The organism is Streptomyces polyasparticus, from assembly GCF_014493765.1.
Classification (GTDB): Bacteria; Actinomycetota; Actinomycetes; order Streptomycetales; family Streptomycetaceae; genus Streptomyces; species Streptomyces polyasparticus.
Genome location: NZ_JACTVJ010000007.1, coordinates 256,245 through 272,344, shown reverse-complemented (window position 1 = coordinate 272,344; position 16,100 = coordinate 256,245). Strand labels below are relative to the sequence as shown.

Sequence of the window (16,100 nt, the reverse complement as noted above, 5' to 3'; positions counted from 1 at the left end):
TACGTCAACGGAAGGGACAGCATGTACGGCTGGATCTGGCGGCACCTGCCGGGCAATGCCTGGCTGAAGGCACTTCTCTCGCTGGTGCTGGCGCTCGGCGTCGTCTACCTCCTCTTCCAGTACGTCTTCCCGTGGGCGGAGCCGCTGCTTCCGTTCAATGACGTGACCGTGGACGAAGGCCTCGGAGCCGTCTCGGGGACCGTGTGATGGGCGCGCGCATCCTGGTCGTCGACAACTACGACAGCTTCGTCTTCAACATCGTCCAGTACCTGTACCAGCTGGGCGCCGAGTGCGAGGTCGTGCGCAACGACGAGGTGTCGACCGCGCACGCCCAGGACGGCTTCGACGGCGTGCTCCTGTCGCCGGGCCCGGGCACGCCCGAACAGGCCGGTGTCTGCATCGAGATGGTGAAGCACTGCGCCGCGACCGGCGTTCCGGTCTTCGGCGTCTGCCTCGGCATGCAGTCCATGGCCGTCGCGTACGGCGGGGTCGTGGACCGCGCGCCGGAGCTCCTGCACGGCAAGACCTCGCTCGTACGGCACGAAGGCGGCGGTGTCTTCGCCGGTCTGCCCTCCCCGTTCACCGCGACCCGCTATCACTCGCTCGCCGCCGAACCGGCCGACTTCCCGGCCGAGCTCGAGATCACCGCGCAGACCGAGGACGGCATCATCATGGGCCTGCGCCACCGCGAACTCCCGGTCGAGGGCGTGCAGTTCCACCCCGAGTCCGTGCTGACCGAGCACGGACACCGGATGCTCGCCAACTGGCTCGTGCAGTGCGGTGACCCGCAGGCGGTGGCCCGCTCGGAAGGACTCGCACCCGTCGTGGGCAGGGCCTCGGCGTGACCTCCACGCGTCCCGAACAGAGCGGTTCCCCGCATGACGATGCGTACGGGGACCGTGCCTCGTTCGAGGCCGCGGTCGACCGGCTCGACGATCCGCTGAGCGACCCGCTGCCCGGGCAGCACCCCTCGCCGTGGTTCCGCGCGGCTGCCCCGGGGGCCGAGACGCCCGCCTCACCGCCGCAGTCACCGCCGCCGTCGCAGGAGGAGTGGTACGACCCGCAGGGCTACCAGCGGGACTGGTACGGGGAGCAGGGACCGCAGCCGACGTCGTACGGGACGGGGTACGCGGAGGGGGCCGCGCAGGGCCCGGCATATGGGGGCGCCGCCTACGGGGGCTCCCACGGTCCCGCGCACAACGGCAGCTCCTCTTACGACGCGTCGCGCGGAGCTTCGTACAACGATCCTTCGTACGGCGGCGCTTCGTACGGCGAAGCTTCTTACAGCAACCCTGCGTACGGCGACCCCTCGTACAACGCGCAGACACCCGCGTACCAGGACCCGATATCCCAGGCAGCTGCCCACCGGCCGCCCATGGACGCTGCTGCCTACGAAGCCCTGTACGACCACACGCAATCCGTACCCGCCGTCTCCGGCGAGACCGTGAGCCTCGGCGCGAGCGCGCCGCCGCCCGTTTCCGGCGAGACGGTCGGCCTGCGCCGGCCCGCCACGGACGAGCCGCCCACCCGGCGGCCAGGCGACGACGAGACCGTCGGCCTGCGCGCCTCCGACACCCGCCGCGCGGCGCTCAAGCGCCAAGTGCCCGGTCTCTCGCGGCTCGAGGCCCGCCGCGCCGAACGCGCCAAGCGGCCGAGCCCCGCGGTGCTCGCGAGCCGGGCGCTCGGCGAAGTGTTCATCACCATCGGCGTGCTGATGCTCCTGTTCGTCACGTACCAGCTGTGGTGGACCAACATCCGCGCCGAGCAGCAGGCGGGCGCCGAGGCCGACAAGATCCAGCAGAACTGGGCGAACGGCAAGGGCAAGCCCGGCGCCTTCGAGCCCGGCCAGGGCTTCGCCATCATGCACATCCCCAAGCTCGACGTGGTCGTGCCCATCGCCGAGGGCATCAGCAAGCCCAAGGTGCTCGACCGCGGCATGGTCGGGCACTACGGCGAGGAGAGCATCAAGACCGCGATGCCCGACGCCGAGCAGGGCAACTTCGCGGTGGCTGGCCACCGCAACACCCACGGCGAACCGTTCCGCTACATCAACAAGCTCCAGCCGGGCGATCCGATCGTGGTGGAGACTCAGGACAAGTACTACGTGTACAAAATGGCGAGCATCCTGCCGCAGACGACGCCCGACGACGTCGGGGTGCTCAACCCGATCCCCAAGGGTTCGGGCTTCACCAAGCCGGGCCGGTACATCACGCTGACCACGTGTACGCCGGAGTTCACCAGCACGTATCGCATGATCGTCTGGGGCAAGCTGGCCGAGGAACGGCCGCGGGACAAGGGCAAGCCGGCCGCGCTGGTTGAATAGGCGCGGCACGTTCGGAGCGACCCGCGGTACATGCGGCGCGGCACGCAGCACAGATGACAGACGACGGGGCAGGGAGACAGTGGTAGCCACCGACCAGGGGGAGCAGACGCAGCCCTCCGCTCCCGCGCGGCCCCGCCGCGGCCGCGGACCCATCGCCACGGCGGTCATGGTCTTCGGCGAACTGCTCATCACCGCGGGCCTGGTGCTCGGCCTCTTCGTCGTCTACTCGCTGTGGTGGACGAACGTGCTCGCCGACCGCGAGGCCCGGGAGCAGGGCGACGCGGTACGCAACGACTGGGCGGGCCGCACGGACGACGGCGGCCCCGGCGCCCGGGACACCAAGGACGGCATCGGCTTCCTGCACGTGCCCGCCATGAAGAACGGCGAGGTCCTGGTCAAGAAGGGCACCGACCTCAAGACGCTCAACAACGGTGTGGCCGGCTACTACACGGAGCCGGTCAAGTCCGCGCTTCCCCAGGACGAGAACGGCAACTTCACGCTGGCCGCGCACCGCGACGGGCACGGCGCGAAGTTCCACAACATCGACAAGCTCGAAAACGGCGACGCGATCGTCTTCGAGTCGAAGGACCGCTGGTACATCTACAAGGTCTACAAGACGCTCCCCGAGACCTCGAAATACGACGTGGACGTCCTGAACGCGGTCCCGAAGGCCTCGGGCGTGAAGAAGCCCGGCCGCTACATCACGCTCACGACCTGCACGCCGGTCTACACCTCGAAGTACCGGTACATCGTGTGGGGCGAGCTGGAGCGTGTGGAGAAGGTGGACGCGCGGCGCACGCCGCCCAAGGAACTGCGCTGAGCGCAAGCCTTGCCCCGAGCGCTCCACAGAGTTATCCACAGGCTGATCCACAGCTCTGGATAAGTAAGCACACTACTCAGCAGATCTGTGGATAACTCTTCCTGTGTTGACGCCGGTACGACTGCACGCACTCGCTTCCTTCCCGGGAAAACCCAGGTCAGCGACAAGGGGCACGTACGTTCCCCACGCCATGCACAAGATCCGGCACTCGCTGTGGATAATCCCCGGCCAGGGCTTCGTCAGGTGAGCTCTGCGGTACGGATCAGCAGCACGGCCACCGTCAGCAGCAGGACCAGGGCGCAGGTGCCCCACTGGACGAGTGCGCGGTGTTCGCGGGGTGCGTGGACCATGCCGTACGCGACGATGACGCCGGCGACGAGGCCGCCGACGTGGGCCTCCCAGGCGATTCCGTTCATGGTGAAGGTGAACAGCATGTTGATCGCCAGCAGGATGATCACGGGACGCATGTCGTACTTGAGGCGGCGCATCAGGACCGCCGTGGCGCCCATGAGTCCGAAGATGGCGCCGGAGGCGCCGAGCGACGGCTGGTTCGGGGCGGCGACGAAGTAGGTGAGCGCGCTGCCGGCGAGGCCGGAGACCAGGTAGAGGGCCAGGAAGCGGGCTCGTCCGAGTGCCGCCTCCAGCGGGGCGCCGAGCCACCACAGGCCGAGCATGTTGAAGCCGATGTGCCAGATCTCCTGGTGCAGGAACATCGAGGTGAAGAGCCGGTACCACTGGCCTTCGGCGACGCCGACGATCTCCAGGTCCTGGTTCAGCGCGCGGCCGATCAGATCGAGCTTGTCGACCAGCTCGTCGCCCATCGCCAGGACCGCGATGAACACCGCGACATTGATCCCGATCAGGATCTTGGTGACGAGCTTCTGGTCCGCCGCGACGGTGCCGCCCGCAATCGTCCGCGGCTGATTGGCCGTGGGCGCGTGCCCCGTCCCCGACCCCTCCCGCACACAGTTGGGGCACTGGAACCCCACCGACGCACTGATCATGCACTCGGGACAGATCGGCCGCTCGCACCGCGTGCAGCTGATCCCCGTCTCGCGGTCCGGATGCCGGTAGCAGCCGGGCAGGCCGGAGGCGCCCTTGGGTTGCTGCGGGCTGCCTGGCACCTGATCCATGAGGTCCCCTCATCTCCGTACGTACGAAGGCATGTGCAGGCCGGTGACGGCATGCAAAGCACACACACTGCCCCGCTCTTCCTTTACGGACTTACGGACGAGCGGGGCGCATTGGTTCCCTCAGCGCTTTTCGACGACCACCGATTCGATGAGCATGTCGCTGACCGGGCGGTGCGTCGCCGGGTTCACGGGCGTGGCCGCGATGGCGTCGACCACCTTGCGGCTCGGGCCCTCGACGACCTCGCCGAAGATGGTGTGCTTGCGGTTCAGCCACGTCGTGGGGGCGAGCGTGATGAAGAACTGCGAGCCGTTGGTGCCGGGGCCGGCGTTCGCCATGGCCAGCAGATACGGGCGGTCGAAGCGCAGCTCGGGGTGGAACTCGTCGGCGAACTCGTAGCCGGGGCCGCCGGTGCCGTTCCCGAGGGGGTCTCCGCCCTGGATCATGAAGCCGCTGATCACACGGTGGAAGGACGTGCCGTCGTACAGCTTGTCCGTGGACTTCTGACCGGTGGCCGGGTGCGTCCACTCCCGCTCACCCGTGGCGAGCTCGACGAAGTTGCGGACCGTCCTGGGCGCGTGGAACGGCATCAGCCGGATCTCGATGTCGCCCTGATTGGTCCTGAGGGTGGCGTACAGCTGCTCAGCCACGGTGTGCCTTCCGTTGTCGCGTCCAACGCCCAGAATCCTCGCACGCAGGCGCCTTCGGCGAGGGGAACGCGACAACTCCTGGCCGATCCCTGCACGAGTACTCGCCGGAAGGGCGCGCACTGAGCCGATCCGTGGCATTGTCTGCCGCAAGCTCCCCTTGCACCGCATTGCCCGAAGATCACCCGATACCCACGGATCTGCTCAGCGGCTGATTCGCCTGATTCTTTCTGGGCACCCGGTTTTCGGCGCGGGCGCCGGGCCGTTACCCGGATGCCCGCCCGCACATGCCGGGGCGTCACCCGACAGGCATGATCCCTAAAAGGGTGGAAAGGTGAAATACCGTACGCCACCGAGGAGGAGGATCCCGTGACCCGCAAGAACAGCGCGCGCGCCGCGGCCAGCTCGGCAAAGGAGAGCGTGCGGCACGCCGCGGAAGCGGTGGCGCCCTACGCAGGCACGGCAAAGGACCGGGCCTCGCACTATGCGCACGAGGCTCGCGTACGACTCGCGCCCGTGGTCTCCGATGCCGCGCACCAGGCTGCCGATCAGGCGCGGAACCAGTACGGCGCCCATGTCGCGCCGCGTCTGAAGCAGGCGCGCACGCATGTCCCGCCGAAGGTGGACTATGCGGCCCATGAGGCGGCGGCCCGCACCCGTCGCGCCGCACGCCAGGCAGCCGAGTACACACGGCCGAAGGTCGAGCAGGCCGTTTCGGCCGCCGGGCCGGTCAAGGACGCCGCGGTCGACCGCAGCGTGGCGGCCGTCGCCGCACTGCGCGGCCAGGTCTCCTCGCAGGAGATCCAGCGTCTGGTCCGCCGGCACGAGCGACGGGCTTCGGCCGGCCGCTTCGTGAAGCGGGTCGCCGTGGTGGGTGCCATCGGCTTCGCCGCGCTCGCCGCCTGGAAGTGGTGGGACAAGCAGGCCAACCCGGACTGGCTGGTCGAGCCGCCCGCGCCCACGGAGGTCGCGGACACCGGCTCCACCACGCTGACGTCGGTGGACGGCAGCGGTCAGGCACTCCTCGACCCCGAGGTCCAGGCCAAGCAGGCCGAGGCCGAGGCGGGCGAGGGCGACTGGTCGCCGCAGCGTCCGGACGACCGGGCCTGACGGACGGCATGTCCGGACGGCGGAGCCCGACGGACGGGACGTAGGGACGGCACGTACACAGGGGGCGGGAGGCCGGCTGGCCTCCCGTCTCTTTATGTGTGCTTCACCTCACGCCGGTTTCACGTGAAACATGGGTTGCGCGCGGGTTAACGTGAGTTCGATCGATCTCGATCACAGGATTGTTACTCTCCGAGGACGTCACCGTCATCGCCCGCGCGATGCCACGGCGGCGGACCGCTTGAGGAGAGGCAAGGCCTGGGTAGCGCCGCGTGCGCGACCCGGGCCTTTTTTGTTGCCCGGAACCAAGCAGCAAGGTGCAAGGACGCATCATGAGCACACCCAAGGCAGGACCCGAGGCGCTGGCGGAGAGCATTCTCCGCGGTGTCGGCGGCGCGCAGAACATCGAGAGCCTCACGCACTGTGCGACGCGGCTGCGCTTCCAGCTCCACGACGGCTCGAAGGTCGACCAGAAGGCGCTCGACGCCTTGGGCGGCGTCATGGGCACGGTCCCGCAGTCGGGCGACCGCTTCCAGATCGTCATCGGCGGCGCCGTCTCACGCGTCTACTCCGAGATCATGAACCTGCCGTCGATGAGCAACGGCGGTACGGCGAAGCCGAAGTCGGACGCGGACGTCAAGGCGGAGATGCGGGCCAAGAGCCGCGGCAAGTTCGCCTGGGTCGACAACTTCTTCGAGTACCTCTCGGACTCGTTCCGCCCGCTCATGGGTGTGCTGCTCGGCTCCTCGCTGATCATCGCGATCGCCTCGGTGCTCGACGCCCTCGGTTACGTCGACTTCCGCGCCGAGGACAAGTCCGCGACCTGGGTGTTCGTCGACGCCATGTGGCGCTCGGTGCTGTACTTCCTGCCGATCATGGTCGCGTACAACGCCGCCAAGAAGCTGAAGATCGACCCGTGGGTCGGCGCCGCGGTGATGGCCGCGGTGATGACCCCGAACTTCACCGGCATGCTCAACAAGGACTCCGGGATCCCCGGGATCACCTGCACGGTGAACGACACGCTCGGCACGCAGGAGTGTGTGGCGAAGGTCTTCGGTCTGCCGATGCAGCTGAACGACTACGGCGGCCAGGTCTTCGTGCCGCTCCTGATGGTCGCCCTGCTCGCCCTGGTCTACAAGGCGCTGCAGCGGGTCTTCCCGGAGAACGTGCACATGGTGTTCGTGCCGTTCTTCAGCATGCTGATCATGATCCCGGTCACCGCCTTCCTCATCGGCCCGCTGGGCGTCTGGGCCGGCAACGGCCTCGGTGAGGGTCTGTCCTGGATGAACAACAACGCGCCGATCGTCTTCGCGATCATGATCCCGCTGATCTACCCGTTCCTGGTGCCGCTGGGTCTGCACTGGCCGCTCAACGCCCTGATGCTGCAGAACATCAGCGTCCTCGGCTACGACTTCATCCAGGGCCCCATGGGCGCATGGAACTTCGCCTGCTTCGGTGCCACCGCCGGTGTGCTGCTCCTGTCGGTCCGCCACCGTGAGAAGGAGATGCGCCAGACCGCGACCGGCGCGCTCGCCGCGGGTCTGTTCGGCGGTATCTCCGAGCCCTCGCTCTACGGCATCCACCTGCGCTTCAAGCGGATCTACCCGCGCATGCTCGTGGGCTGCCTCGTCGGCGGCATCATCGTCGGCGTCATGGGCGGCGTCGACACGGACGCCTTCGCGTTCACCTCGCTGCTGACCATCCCGGTCTTCGACCCGATGGTCACGTACGTCATCGCGATCGCCGCGGCCTTCTTCACCTCGATGGCGCTCGTCTACTTCTCGGACTTCCGCACCAAGGAGGACCGCGCCCAGGCCAACGCCGAGCGCGACGCCGCCGAGGCTGCCGCCGCCGGTACCCCGGACGAGGGCGCGAAGGTCGAGGAGCGCGAGCTGGTCGGTGCCGCTGCCGGTGCCGGTTCCACCGCAGGAGCCGCTGCCGGTTCCACTGCGGGTGCCGCGGCCGGTTCCGCCGCGGGTGCCGCGGCCACCGCTCCCGCGGGCAAGAGCGTCGAGCTCTCCGCCCCGGTCGCGGGCCACGTGGTCAGCCTCGACGACGTCAAGGACCCGGTGTTCGCCTCCCGCGCGCTCGGCGAGGGCGTGGGCATCGAGCCGGCCGACGGTCACATCGTGGCCCCGGTCGACGGCGAGCTGGTCACCACCACGGAGACCGGCCACGCCTTCGGCATCCGTACGGCGGAGGGCGTCGAGGTGCTCGTGCACGTCGGCATCGACACCGTGCAGATGAAGGGTGAGGGCTTCGACGTACGCGTCGAGTCCGGCCAGCAGGTCTCGGCCGGCGACCTGCTCGTCGAGGTCGACCTCGACGCCGTGCGCGCCGCGCAGCACCCGACGGTCACCCTGATGACCGTCACCAACACCGCGGACCTCGCCTCGGTCGAGCCGCACACCGGGCAGGACGTCCTCGCCGGCGCCCCCGTGGTGACCGTACGACGGTAACCACCCCGCCAGCCGTACGGCGCACGCACGCACCCGCAAGGGGACGCGTGCGTGCGCCGCGCCGGATGATGGGGCCGCTGCACAGGCCGATGCGAGATCATCGGACAGACCGGATCACGGACGGGAAGGAGGGCCGGCGGTGAAGACGCTGCGCGTCCTCAACAACAACGTGGTCCTCGCGCGCGACGACAAGGGCGAAGAGGTCATCGTCACCGGGCGCGGGATCGGCTTCAACTCCCGCCAGGGCAAGCCGATCGACCCCTCCCTGATCGTGCGCGTCTTCGTCCCCGCCGACGGCCGCGACCCCGACCATGTGGCCGAGACCCTCGCCCTCATCGACGAAGAGGTCCTGCGGGCGGTGGTGATCGCTCTCGGCGAGGCCGGTATCGAGGGCCGCGAGTCCACCCGGCCCACGCTCGCCATCGCCGTCGCCGACCATGTCGCGGGGGCGCTCGACCGGGCCAAGCGCGGGATCGTCATCGAGTACCCGCTGCGCGCCGAGACACAGACCCTGTACGCCACCGAGTACGCGCAGGCGGAACGCCTTCTGGCGGCCATCAACGAGCGCGTGGACCCGAAGCTGGAGCCCTCCGAGGCCACCGCACTCGCGCTCCATCTGGTCAACGCCGGCTTCGCCTCGGGCGATCTGTCCTTCACGTACACGATGACCGGGGTCATCCAGCAGATGCTCGCGGTGGTGGGGGAGCGGTACGGGCTCGACGTCTCCCAGCAGTCGATGAACGCGGCGCGCTTCATCACGCATGTGCGCTATCTGTTCGTACGGATCCAGCAGCACCGGCAGCTCAAGGGCCACGAGTCCACCATCGGCAAGGGCATCCGCCAGCACTACCCGGACGCGACCAACACCGCCCAGCAGCTGGCGACGATCGTCGAGCTGCGCCTCGGCGAGAAGCTCAGCGAGGACGAGGTCTCCTACCTGGCGCTCCACGTCGCCCGCATGACAACGGCGGACGACCCCGCCGCGTAGGCCCCGTATCGCCCTCTGTCGCGCAGCCACCCATGGGCACGCATCAGCCCTCCGCTGACGGATGCGGTGCCGGCACGCAGCCGCTCGACCGCACCGCCGTACAGCTGCAGTCCCTCATCGCCGTCACCGGAACCGAGGGCCGAAAGACAAAGACCTTCGTGACCGGCTCGATCACCGCGGAAGCGGAACCCTCCGCCGTCCTGGTCGAGCCGGACGCCGTCTTCCTCGCCCCGGAGCCCGCGTCACCCGCGCCCTGTTCCCGGCAGTCAGGTAGGCGCAGGCAGGCTTGTCCCGGGGCACAAGAACACCCCCCTGACAGCGTTTCCGCAGGTCAGAGGGGTGAAGATATGTGGAGCCTAGGGGAGTCGAACCCCTGACATCTGCCATGCAAAGACAGCGCTCTACCAACTGAGCTAAGGCCCCGGGACGGGAACGCCGCGGAAAAACCACTCCCGTGCGTGCGCCGGGGACAAGAGTACCGGGTCACCCCCCGGATCCCGCAAAAGGATTGGGACTCCCCCTATGCGACCACTCTCCGTAAGATGCTCCGCGAGGTTCGCACCAGCGAAGGGGAGGACGCATCGTGGATGCGGAGCAGCAGGAAGCCACTGCGAGAGCCAGAGAGCTCCAGCGCAGTTGGTACGGAGAGCCGTTGGGGGCGCTCTTCCGTCGTCTCATAGAGGACCTGGGCCTGAACCAGGCCCGGCTCGCGGCAGTACTCGGCCTGTCGGCGCCGATGCTGTCGCAGCTGATGAGCGGCCAGCGGGCCAAGATCGGCAACCCGGCCGTGGTGCAGCGCGTACAGCTGCTCCAGGATCTGTCGAGCCAGGTCGCGGACGGCAGCGTGAGCGCCTCCGAGGCGGCCGAGCGCATGGAGGAGATCAAGAAGAACCAGGGCGGCGCGGTGCTCACCACGACCACCCAGGCCAGGGGGGCCGGCGTGGGGGCGCCGACCGTCAAGCGAGTGGTCCGTGAGATCCAGTCGCTGCTGAGGTCCGTCTCGTCCGCGGGTGAGATCATCGAGGCGGCCGACGCACTCGCCCCGACACATCCGGAACTCGCCGAGTTCCTGCGGGTGTACGGCGCCGGGCGCACCGCCGACGCGGTGACGCACTACGAGTCGCACCAGGGGTAACTGCAGGGGCAGCAGGGGTAACTGCAGAGGCAGCAGGGGCAGCGGCGGGGCAAAAGCCCTCAGCTCGATCGGACGGTTCAGGTCCACACGGGGAGAGATCTGAACCGGCAGCAGCCGAGCAGCCCGCGGGGGCTGGACGGGGAGTGCAGCACGGTCATGGGTGAGATCTTCGCCGGCCGGTACGAACTGGTCGACCCGATCGGACGCGGTGGCGTCGGTGCCGTCTGGCGTGCCTGGGATCACCGCAGACGCCGCTATGTCGCCGCCAAGGTCCTGCTGCAGAGCGATGCGCACAGCCTGCTCCGTTTCGTACGGGAGCAGGCTCTGCGTATCGACCACCCGCATGTGCTGGCCCCGGCGAGCTGGGCTGCCGACGACGACAAGGTCCTGTTCACGATGGACCTGGTCGGCGGCGGCTCACTCGCCCATCTCATCGGGGACTACGGGCCGCTGCCGCCGCACTATGTGGCGGAGCTGCTCGATCAACTGCTCGCGGGGCTCTCGGCGGTGCACGCGGAAGGCGTCGTGCACCGCGACATCAAACCCGCCAACATCCTGCTCGAGGCCACCGGCACGAGACGCCCGCATCTGCGGCTCTCGGACTTCGGCATCTCCATGCGCAAGGGCGACCCCCGGCTGACCCAGACCGACCTGGTCGTGGGGACACCGGGATACATCGCGCCAGAGCAGAGCGCGTACGACGAACCGGACTTCCCGGCGGACCTGTTCGCGACGGGCCTGGTCGCCCTCTATCTCCTGGAGGGCGCGAAGCCGGACGCCCAGGCGCTCACGGAGCTCTTCCGCGCGCACGGCACCCCACCTGCCCCGCGCACGATCCCCGCGCCACTGTGGCAGGTCCTCGCAGGCCTGCTCCAGCCGGACCCGCATGCCCGCTTCCGCAGCGCGACCGGCGCCCGCAAGGCGCTCGCGGAGGCCGTACAGCTGCTGCTGCCGCCCGGCCCCGACGACGAAATCATCGAGGTCTTCGACCAACTGGGCCCACTGCCGGACGGCTTCGGCGACCACGGCCCGAAAGCCGCAGCGGCCGCGGAGACCTCGGCGCCCCCGGCAACCCCGGCAACCCCCGCGCCGCCGGCAACCCCAAGCCCAATCACCCCAGGCATCCCATCAGCCCCACCGCCCGCCGCTTCGCCACCCGCGCCCGCCCCCCTCACGGCCGCACCGCCCGCGCACGCGACCTCGGCGCCGGCCCCGACGCCGGGCCCCGCCCCGGCCCCGTTCCCGGAGCACACCCCCACCCGCCCGTACACACTCCAGGCACCCCCCGCGCCCCACATCCCGGCCCAGACACCCGCAACGCCCGCAACACCAGCCCAGAACCCGCCTGTTCACCGCACACGGCCCCACAGACGCCGCTCGGGTCCCCCCGCGAAGGTCGCCGTCCCGGTACTGCTCCTCGCCGCACTGTGCTTCGCGGTGGGCTTCTGGGCCCTGACGCAGCTCTGACCCCGGACAGTCCCCTCCCGCCCGGGGGCCGAAGCCCTTTCCAGGCTATCGGCGCCCACTGACAACGCCGGATCCCCGCAGCCCACCACGCACGCGGCCCTCACTGCTCACACCACCCCCTACCGGCCCACGCCCCACACCACCGGCCCCGCCCCGCACTGCACCGCCCCGCACTGCACCGCCCCACACCACCGCCCCCGCACCACCACACCTCAAGCCTCCCCCCGCCGCCGCCCCACCACAGCCCACACAGCCATCCACAGCACAAGCGCCGTCCCCAGCCCGATGCCCACCGCGGCCACGGCCTGCATCCCGCCGTTGCGCGACGTGGCCTGCCCGGTCCCGCCCGACTGCCCGGTCCCGCCCTCGACCTGGAAGATCCCGGGATCCCCGGCATACGCGGGCCCGTCGGCTGCCGCCCCGTCCACCCCGACCCGCAGGGTGACGTCCAGCGGCCCGTCCCCGTACTTCTCCGCGAGCTCCGGACTGAGCGTCACCTGCAGGTAGTACGCCCCGGGAAACCGCATCCCCTTCACCTTGGGCGCCGATGCGTGCCGGTTCTCGTACGCCACCGTGGGCACCCCGTCGAGCACGGCCCTGGTGCTCGAACCGCTCAAAGCGGGCTGGTCGGCCGTCACTTCCGCCCTGGCCGGGTTGTGCAGCCCGAGACGCAGCGCCGCCGGCACCGCCCCGTTGCCGCCGGAGCCGCCCAGCTCCGCCCCGGCCGCGAGCTGCTGACCCCAGTCCACCGGCACCTTGTAGAAGAGTGTCCGCCCCGGCTCGATCCGCCCGCGCCACACCCCCGGCCCGATGACGGCCGCGTCATGGAAGCTCGTACCGCCCTGCTGCTCCTTGGCCGTCCCCTCCGGCAGCGATCCGGCCCCGGGCACCGACGCCGGTGGCGTCGCGCCGGGTGCCGCGCCTTTCAGGGCGGGCTCAGCGACGAAGTCCAGCTCCAGGTCCCACGGCGCACGCGACGCGGCCTTGCCGCCTTCCGCACGCTCGACGACCACCGTGTACGTACCGGCGTCCTGGCACCGCGTGCTGCCCTGTTCGACCAGCCGCTCCACGGAGGCCACCAGCGGCCGCGGATAGTCGGCGGAACCGAAGCGTGCGGTGTCGAACCCGCACCGGCCGCCGTCCGCGCTCTCGAGCCGCACCTCGAGCCCGTCCCCGTAGACCACCCGGTCGTCGAGCCCGGGCAGCGCCACCGCGGAGACATAGGCGCCGGATGTGCCGTCGAGCTCCACGCGGTAGTGCAGCTTCTGCCCGGGAGAGATCTTGCTGCGATACGTCGCCTCCGCGGCCAGCACCGGAGCCCCGCCAGGACCGCTCGCGCCGGCCACGGTCCGCGTGCCGTCGGGGAAGCCGTACGGATAGGGCTCGGCGGCAGCCGTCTGCGTCTGCAGCACCACCACGGCGCTCACGGCCGCCAACGCCACCGCCGTACACCTTCTGCCGCGCCGCATCGTCACCGTGCTCCTCGCCTTCGCCGGGGCCGGTCTCATCCTGCCGCGACGGCCGCGGCACTGTCAGCGCATGCAGGAGCACTGCCGGTGGATCAGCCCTGCACCCGGGCTGTTCGCCAACGCAACCGAAAGATTCACGCAAGCGAACAAAAGGGACAGTCAGTAACCAGGAAGGAACGGCTCGTAGTCACACTGAGCACACAGCTGCACTCCACGCAACACAAAGCCCCGGTCGCGAGCGGCGACCGGGGCAAGTGCAAAGCGACGTGTACAGACCTCACGAACCGGTGGGCACGGAGTCAGTCGCCTCCGTCCACAGATCCTGCTCGGCGCGATCCGCCTGGATCTGGCGGTACACGAGGAGCCCGCCGATGGCGGCCAGTGCGACCAGGAGAAGCTTCTTCACCGCGCTACCTCGTCTTTCCTTGACGTAGGGGACCTTCTGGCGCCCGACTATACACACCGGGGATGGCCGCCCGACGCCCTCGTGGCGCACCCAACTCCCGCCCGCCGCAACGCAGTCGACCTGCGCAAGAGCGCTCCGGAAGCCTCCGCCGACACCCGTTCGGCGCCCTGTGACGTTCGCCGCTTTCACCCCTCGCACGGGCAAAACCGAGCTCTCGGGGACGAAAAGGGCGGGGCATGGGTCCGAACGGGTGGTGTTCATCTGAAGATCGGCGCATCGCGGCGGCGGCTCCCCCACTTCGAGTCCTGCGTACACATCATGAGGAAAGTACGCAAATCGTCCGACCCGAATGGGGCGGACGACCCCTCGCACGACCCATCCGAAAGGAACGATCATGGCTGCCACCAAGGCCACGCGTCTGTGGTCCGCGCTCGTCAGCGCGCTTCTCGCGTTCTTCGCCTCCCTGGGGCTCATCACCACCCCCGCCGCCGCGGCCGTACCGCAGCGGACCGACGCCGGCAACCCGGCGACGAGCGCCCCGGCCGCACACCCCGTGCCGGCCTCGCTCATCGCGCGGCCGTGCGACTCGACGAGACCGCCGACGATGAAGCAGCGCATCCGCGCCGAGGCGCACAACAGCTCGCCCTCGTCCCGCAGCTTCAAGATCCCGCGCGCCGAGGCACGACACCGGGCCGACACCCGTGAGCCCCACCTGCTGAACGACGAGACCGCGCTCACCACGTACGAGAACAGCCGGACGGGCGCACAGCACGGCGTCGCGCAGCACCACAGCAGCGACTGAAGCCCGGCAACTCCCGTCGGCCACCGGGCTTCCTGACCTCAAGGTCGGACCGTGGGGCCAGCAGGATGCGAACCTTCGACCTCATCCTGATCAGGTTGACCCAGGGGCGCCGATGACATCGGCCGAACCCCTACGGACCTCGGGCGTACTGCCAGTGAGGTTCAGGCCCAACCGCGACGGTGGGCCCTGACAGCGAGAGACACGGGGAAGTCGCTTCCCCAAGAAGAGCATGTGCTTCCTGAAGAAGAGCATGCGGAGCATGAAGAGGACAGGGACTGGTCGGCCGTGGGTGACCTTCGGTCTGATGGCTGTCCCTGTGGCGCCGAACGCTCTCCCTGAGAGCAGGCCGGCCCGACAGGCTCGATGACGTGACGAGAGCTTCAGAGAAACTTCAGAGACCACCAGCGGCAAGGCTGTGAGCGATGCGGAGCAGCTTGCTGCCGCACGGATGACCCTGTGTACGCACGGATGACCCTGTGTACGACCGGGTGTGTGCCCGCTGTACGCGAAAGTTGGATGTCTACTACTTGATGCCAGTCGGCATGCGCGCCGGAGATCCCCTCGCTCCCCACGCTGCCGACAACCGCGCGGGGCGTGTACCTCCGCGCGCACCTGCCTGCATGATGGCGCTGTGGCCACGGACTCACCGCGTAACACTCGTGTCGAGGAAGGCTGGCAGGCGGTTCGCGACGACGGACGCGTCCGCCCCGAGCTCCTGGAGACGGCTTACGCCGAGCCGCGCTTGCGACAGCTGTTTCCCTGGACAGGGATGGGCGAACTGCACTTCAGCCGCTGCACCGAGTGGCCATGGACCTGGGACATCCCCTACATCCAGCCGGCCGCCGAAGGAACCTACTGGGTGTCCGGACCGCTCCGCTCCGAGACCGTCGGCCCCGCAGCGACAGCGCAAGAGGCCGTCGCCATGGTGGCCGGTCTGCTGCCACCTGGGTGCGGTCCTGCCTATGCGAACACCAGGGACGAGCTCGAAGCGACAGCGCCGGAGCCGAACGCTGACGAAGATCCGCTGACCGGCTAGCGCCTGCGCCTCTTGCGCACCCAGCCACCCCCGTACCGACCACGGCGACAGCGGTCAACAGGATCGCCTCAAGCACGATGGTGTCTCCGGCCGAGACCACTAGCGTTCACCACCACAACTTCCCTACGGCCGCTGATGTCAGCCGTACATGCCAAAGACCCCCAGCCGCAACCGGCTGAGGGTCTTCTCGTATGTGGGGCTAACAGGATTTGAACCTGTGGCCTCATCCTTATCAGGGATGCGCTCTAACCAACTGAGCTATAGCCCCGCCGCGCTCTGCGGTGTGTGTCCCGCGCGCTGACCTCTGAAG

Annotated in this window: 15 protein-coding genes and 2 tRNA genes; 11 read left to right on the top strand and 6 right to left on the bottom strand. The window is 69.2% G+C overall.

Translation table 11 applies throughout. The features are described from left to right. Positions 1-21: 21 nt before the first annotated feature. From H9Y04_RS16920 to H9Y04_RS16905, 4 genes are all read left to right on the top strand, one after another. A complete protein-coding gene (locus H9Y04_RS16920) occupies positions 22-207 on the top strand; it encodes a hypothetical protein (RefSeq protein WP_187814709.1) in 186 nt (61 codons plus the stop codon). Continuing rightward, positions 207-845: an aminodeoxychorismate/anthranilate synthase component II gene (locus H9Y04_RS16915; protein WP_187814708.1), complete on the top strand. Its 639-nt coding sequence runs from the start codon at positions 207-209 to the stop codon at positions 843-845. Before H9Y04_RS16920 ends, H9Y04_RS16915 begins: the two co-directional genes overlap by 1 nt. Further along, positions 842-2,323 (top strand): class E sortase, encoded by a 1,482-nt coding sequence (locus H9Y04_RS16910; protein ID WP_308801004.1) that lies wholly within the window; start codon positions 842-844, stop codon positions 2,321-2,323. Before H9Y04_RS16915 ends, H9Y04_RS16910 begins: the two co-directional genes overlap by 4 nt. Before the next feature lie 79 nt (positions 2,324-2,402). Next, positions 2,403-3,143: a class E sortase gene (locus H9Y04_RS16905; RefSeq protein WP_187814707.1), complete on the top strand. Its 741-nt coding sequence runs from the start codon at positions 2,403-2,405 to the stop codon at positions 3,141-3,143. Between the two features lie 239 nt (positions 3,144-3,382). On the opposite strand, the gene H9Y04_RS16900 is transcribed toward H9Y04_RS16905, so the two are convergent. Together H9Y04_RS16900 and H9Y04_RS16895 are read right to left on the bottom strand one after the other, a co-directional pair. Then, positions 3,383-4,276: a rhomboid family intramembrane serine protease gene (locus H9Y04_RS16900; protein WP_187814706.1), complete on the bottom strand. Its 894-nt coding sequence runs from the start codon at positions 4,274-4,276 to the stop codon at positions 3,383-3,385. Positions 4,277-4,396: 120 nt separating this feature from the next. Continuing rightward, complete coding sequence (locus H9Y04_RS16895; protein WP_308801003.1) at positions 4,397-4,924, bottom strand: peptidylprolyl isomerase; 528 nt, start codon at positions 4,922-4,924, stop codon at positions 4,397-4,399. Between the two features lie 366 nt (positions 4,925-5,290). Between H9Y04_RS16895 and H9Y04_RS16890 the strand changes: the two genes are divergently transcribed. The 3 genes from H9Y04_RS16890 (at position 5,291) to H9Y04_RS16880 (ending at position 9,475) form a co-directional block, all read left to right on the top strand. Continuing rightward, the gene (locus H9Y04_RS16890; RefSeq protein ID WP_187814704.1) at positions 5,291-6,031 is read left to right on the top strand and encodes a DUF5324 family protein; all 741 of its coding nucleotides are present in this window, start codon (positions 5,291-5,293) and stop codon (positions 6,029-6,031) included. A gap of 329 nt (positions 6,032-6,360) precedes the next feature. Continuing rightward, entirely contained in the window at positions 6,361-8,487 is a 2,127-nt protein-coding gene (locus H9Y04_RS16885; protein ID WP_187814703.1) for a glucose PTS transporter subunit IIA, read from the top strand. 139 nt (positions 8,488-8,626) lie between these two features. Next, entirely contained in the window at positions 8,627-9,475 is an 849-nt protein-coding gene (locus H9Y04_RS16880) for a PRD domain-containing protein (protein ID WP_187814702.1), read from the top strand. Between the two features lie 350 nt (positions 9,476-9,825). Here H9Y04_RS16880 and H9Y04_RS16875 read toward each other — a convergent pair. After that, a tRNA-Ala gene (locus H9Y04_RS16875) sits at positions 9,826-9,898 on the bottom strand. 160 nt (positions 9,899-10,058) lie between these two features. On the opposite strand from H9Y04_RS16875, the gene H9Y04_RS16870 reads away from it, so the two are divergent. Next, a complete protein-coding gene (locus tag H9Y04_RS16870; RefSeq protein WP_187814701.1) occupies positions 10,059-10,610 on the top strand; it encodes a helix-turn-helix domain-containing protein in 552 nt (183 codons plus the stop codon). 156 nt (positions 10,611-10,766) lie between these two features. Continuing rightward, on the top strand, positions 10,767-12,077 hold the full coding sequence (locus tag H9Y04_RS16865) for a serine/threonine-protein kinase (RefSeq protein WP_187814700.1): 1,311 nt from the start codon (positions 10,767-10,769) through the stop codon (positions 12,075-12,077). A gap of 212 nt (positions 12,078-12,289) precedes the next feature. Here the strand turns inward: H9Y04_RS16865 and H9Y04_RS16860 are convergent, their stop codons facing one another. Then, the gene (locus H9Y04_RS16860; protein ID WP_187814699.1) at positions 12,290-13,519 is read right to left on the bottom strand and encodes a hypothetical protein; all 1,230 of its coding nucleotides are present in this window, start codon (positions 13,517-13,519) and stop codon (positions 12,290-12,292) included. 304 nt (positions 13,520-13,823) lie between these two features. Beyond that, entirely contained in the window at positions 13,824-13,952 is a 129-nt protein-coding gene (locus tag H9Y04_RS46155) for a DLW-39 family protein (RefSeq protein ID WP_003999697.1), read from the bottom strand. A 394-nt stretch (positions 13,953-14,346) separates the two neighbouring features. On the opposite strand from H9Y04_RS46155, the gene H9Y04_RS16850 reads away from it, so the two are divergent. Together H9Y04_RS16850 and H9Y04_RS16845 are read left to right on the top strand one after the other, a co-directional pair. Beyond that, positions 14,347-14,754 carry a DUF6344 domain-containing protein gene (locus H9Y04_RS16850; RefSeq protein ID WP_187814698.1) on the top strand — a complete coding sequence of 136 codons (408 nt, stop codon included), beginning with the start codon at positions 14,347-14,349 and terminating at the stop codon, positions 14,752-14,754. A 631-nt stretch (positions 14,755-15,385) separates the two neighbouring features. Continuing rightward, positions 15,386-15,790, top strand: coding sequence for a DUF6193 family natural product biosynthesis protein (locus tag H9Y04_RS16845; RefSeq protein WP_308801002.1), 405 nt, complete (start codon positions 15,386-15,388; stop codon positions 15,788-15,790). A 194-nt stretch (positions 15,791-15,984) separates the two neighbouring features. On the opposite strand, the gene H9Y04_RS16840 is transcribed toward H9Y04_RS16845, so the two are convergent. Next, positions 15,985-16,058, bottom strand: a tRNA-Ile gene (locus H9Y04_RS16840). Positions 16,059-16,100 lie beyond the last annotated feature (42 nt).

What these genes read in the sequence shown, in the direction of transcription:
- H9Y04_RS16920 (WP_187814709.1), top strand. Translation starts at nt 22, where the DNA reads ATGTACGGCTGGATCTGGCGGCACCTGCCGGGCAATGCCTGGCTGAAG.
- H9Y04_RS16915 (WP_187814708.1), top strand. Translation starts at nt 207, where the DNA reads ATGGGCGCGCGCATCCTGGTCGTCGACAACTACGACAGCTTCGTCTTC.
- H9Y04_RS16900 (WP_187814706.1), bottom strand. Translation starts at nt 4,276, where the DNA reads ATGGATCAGGTGCCAGGCAGCCCGCAGCAACCCAAGGGCGCCTCCGGC.
- H9Y04_RS16885 (WP_187814703.1), top strand. Translation starts at nt 6,361, where the DNA reads ATGAGCACACCCAAGGCAGGACCCGAGGCGCTGGCGGAGAGCATTCTC.
- H9Y04_RS16865 (WP_187814700.1), top strand. Translation starts at nt 10,767, where the DNA reads ATGGGTGAGATCTTCGCCGGCCGGTACGAACTGGTCGACCCGATCGGA.
- H9Y04_RS16850 (WP_187814698.1), top strand. Translation starts at nt 14,347, where the DNA reads ATGGCTGCCACCAAGGCCACGCGTCTGTGGTCCGCGCTCGTCAGCGCG.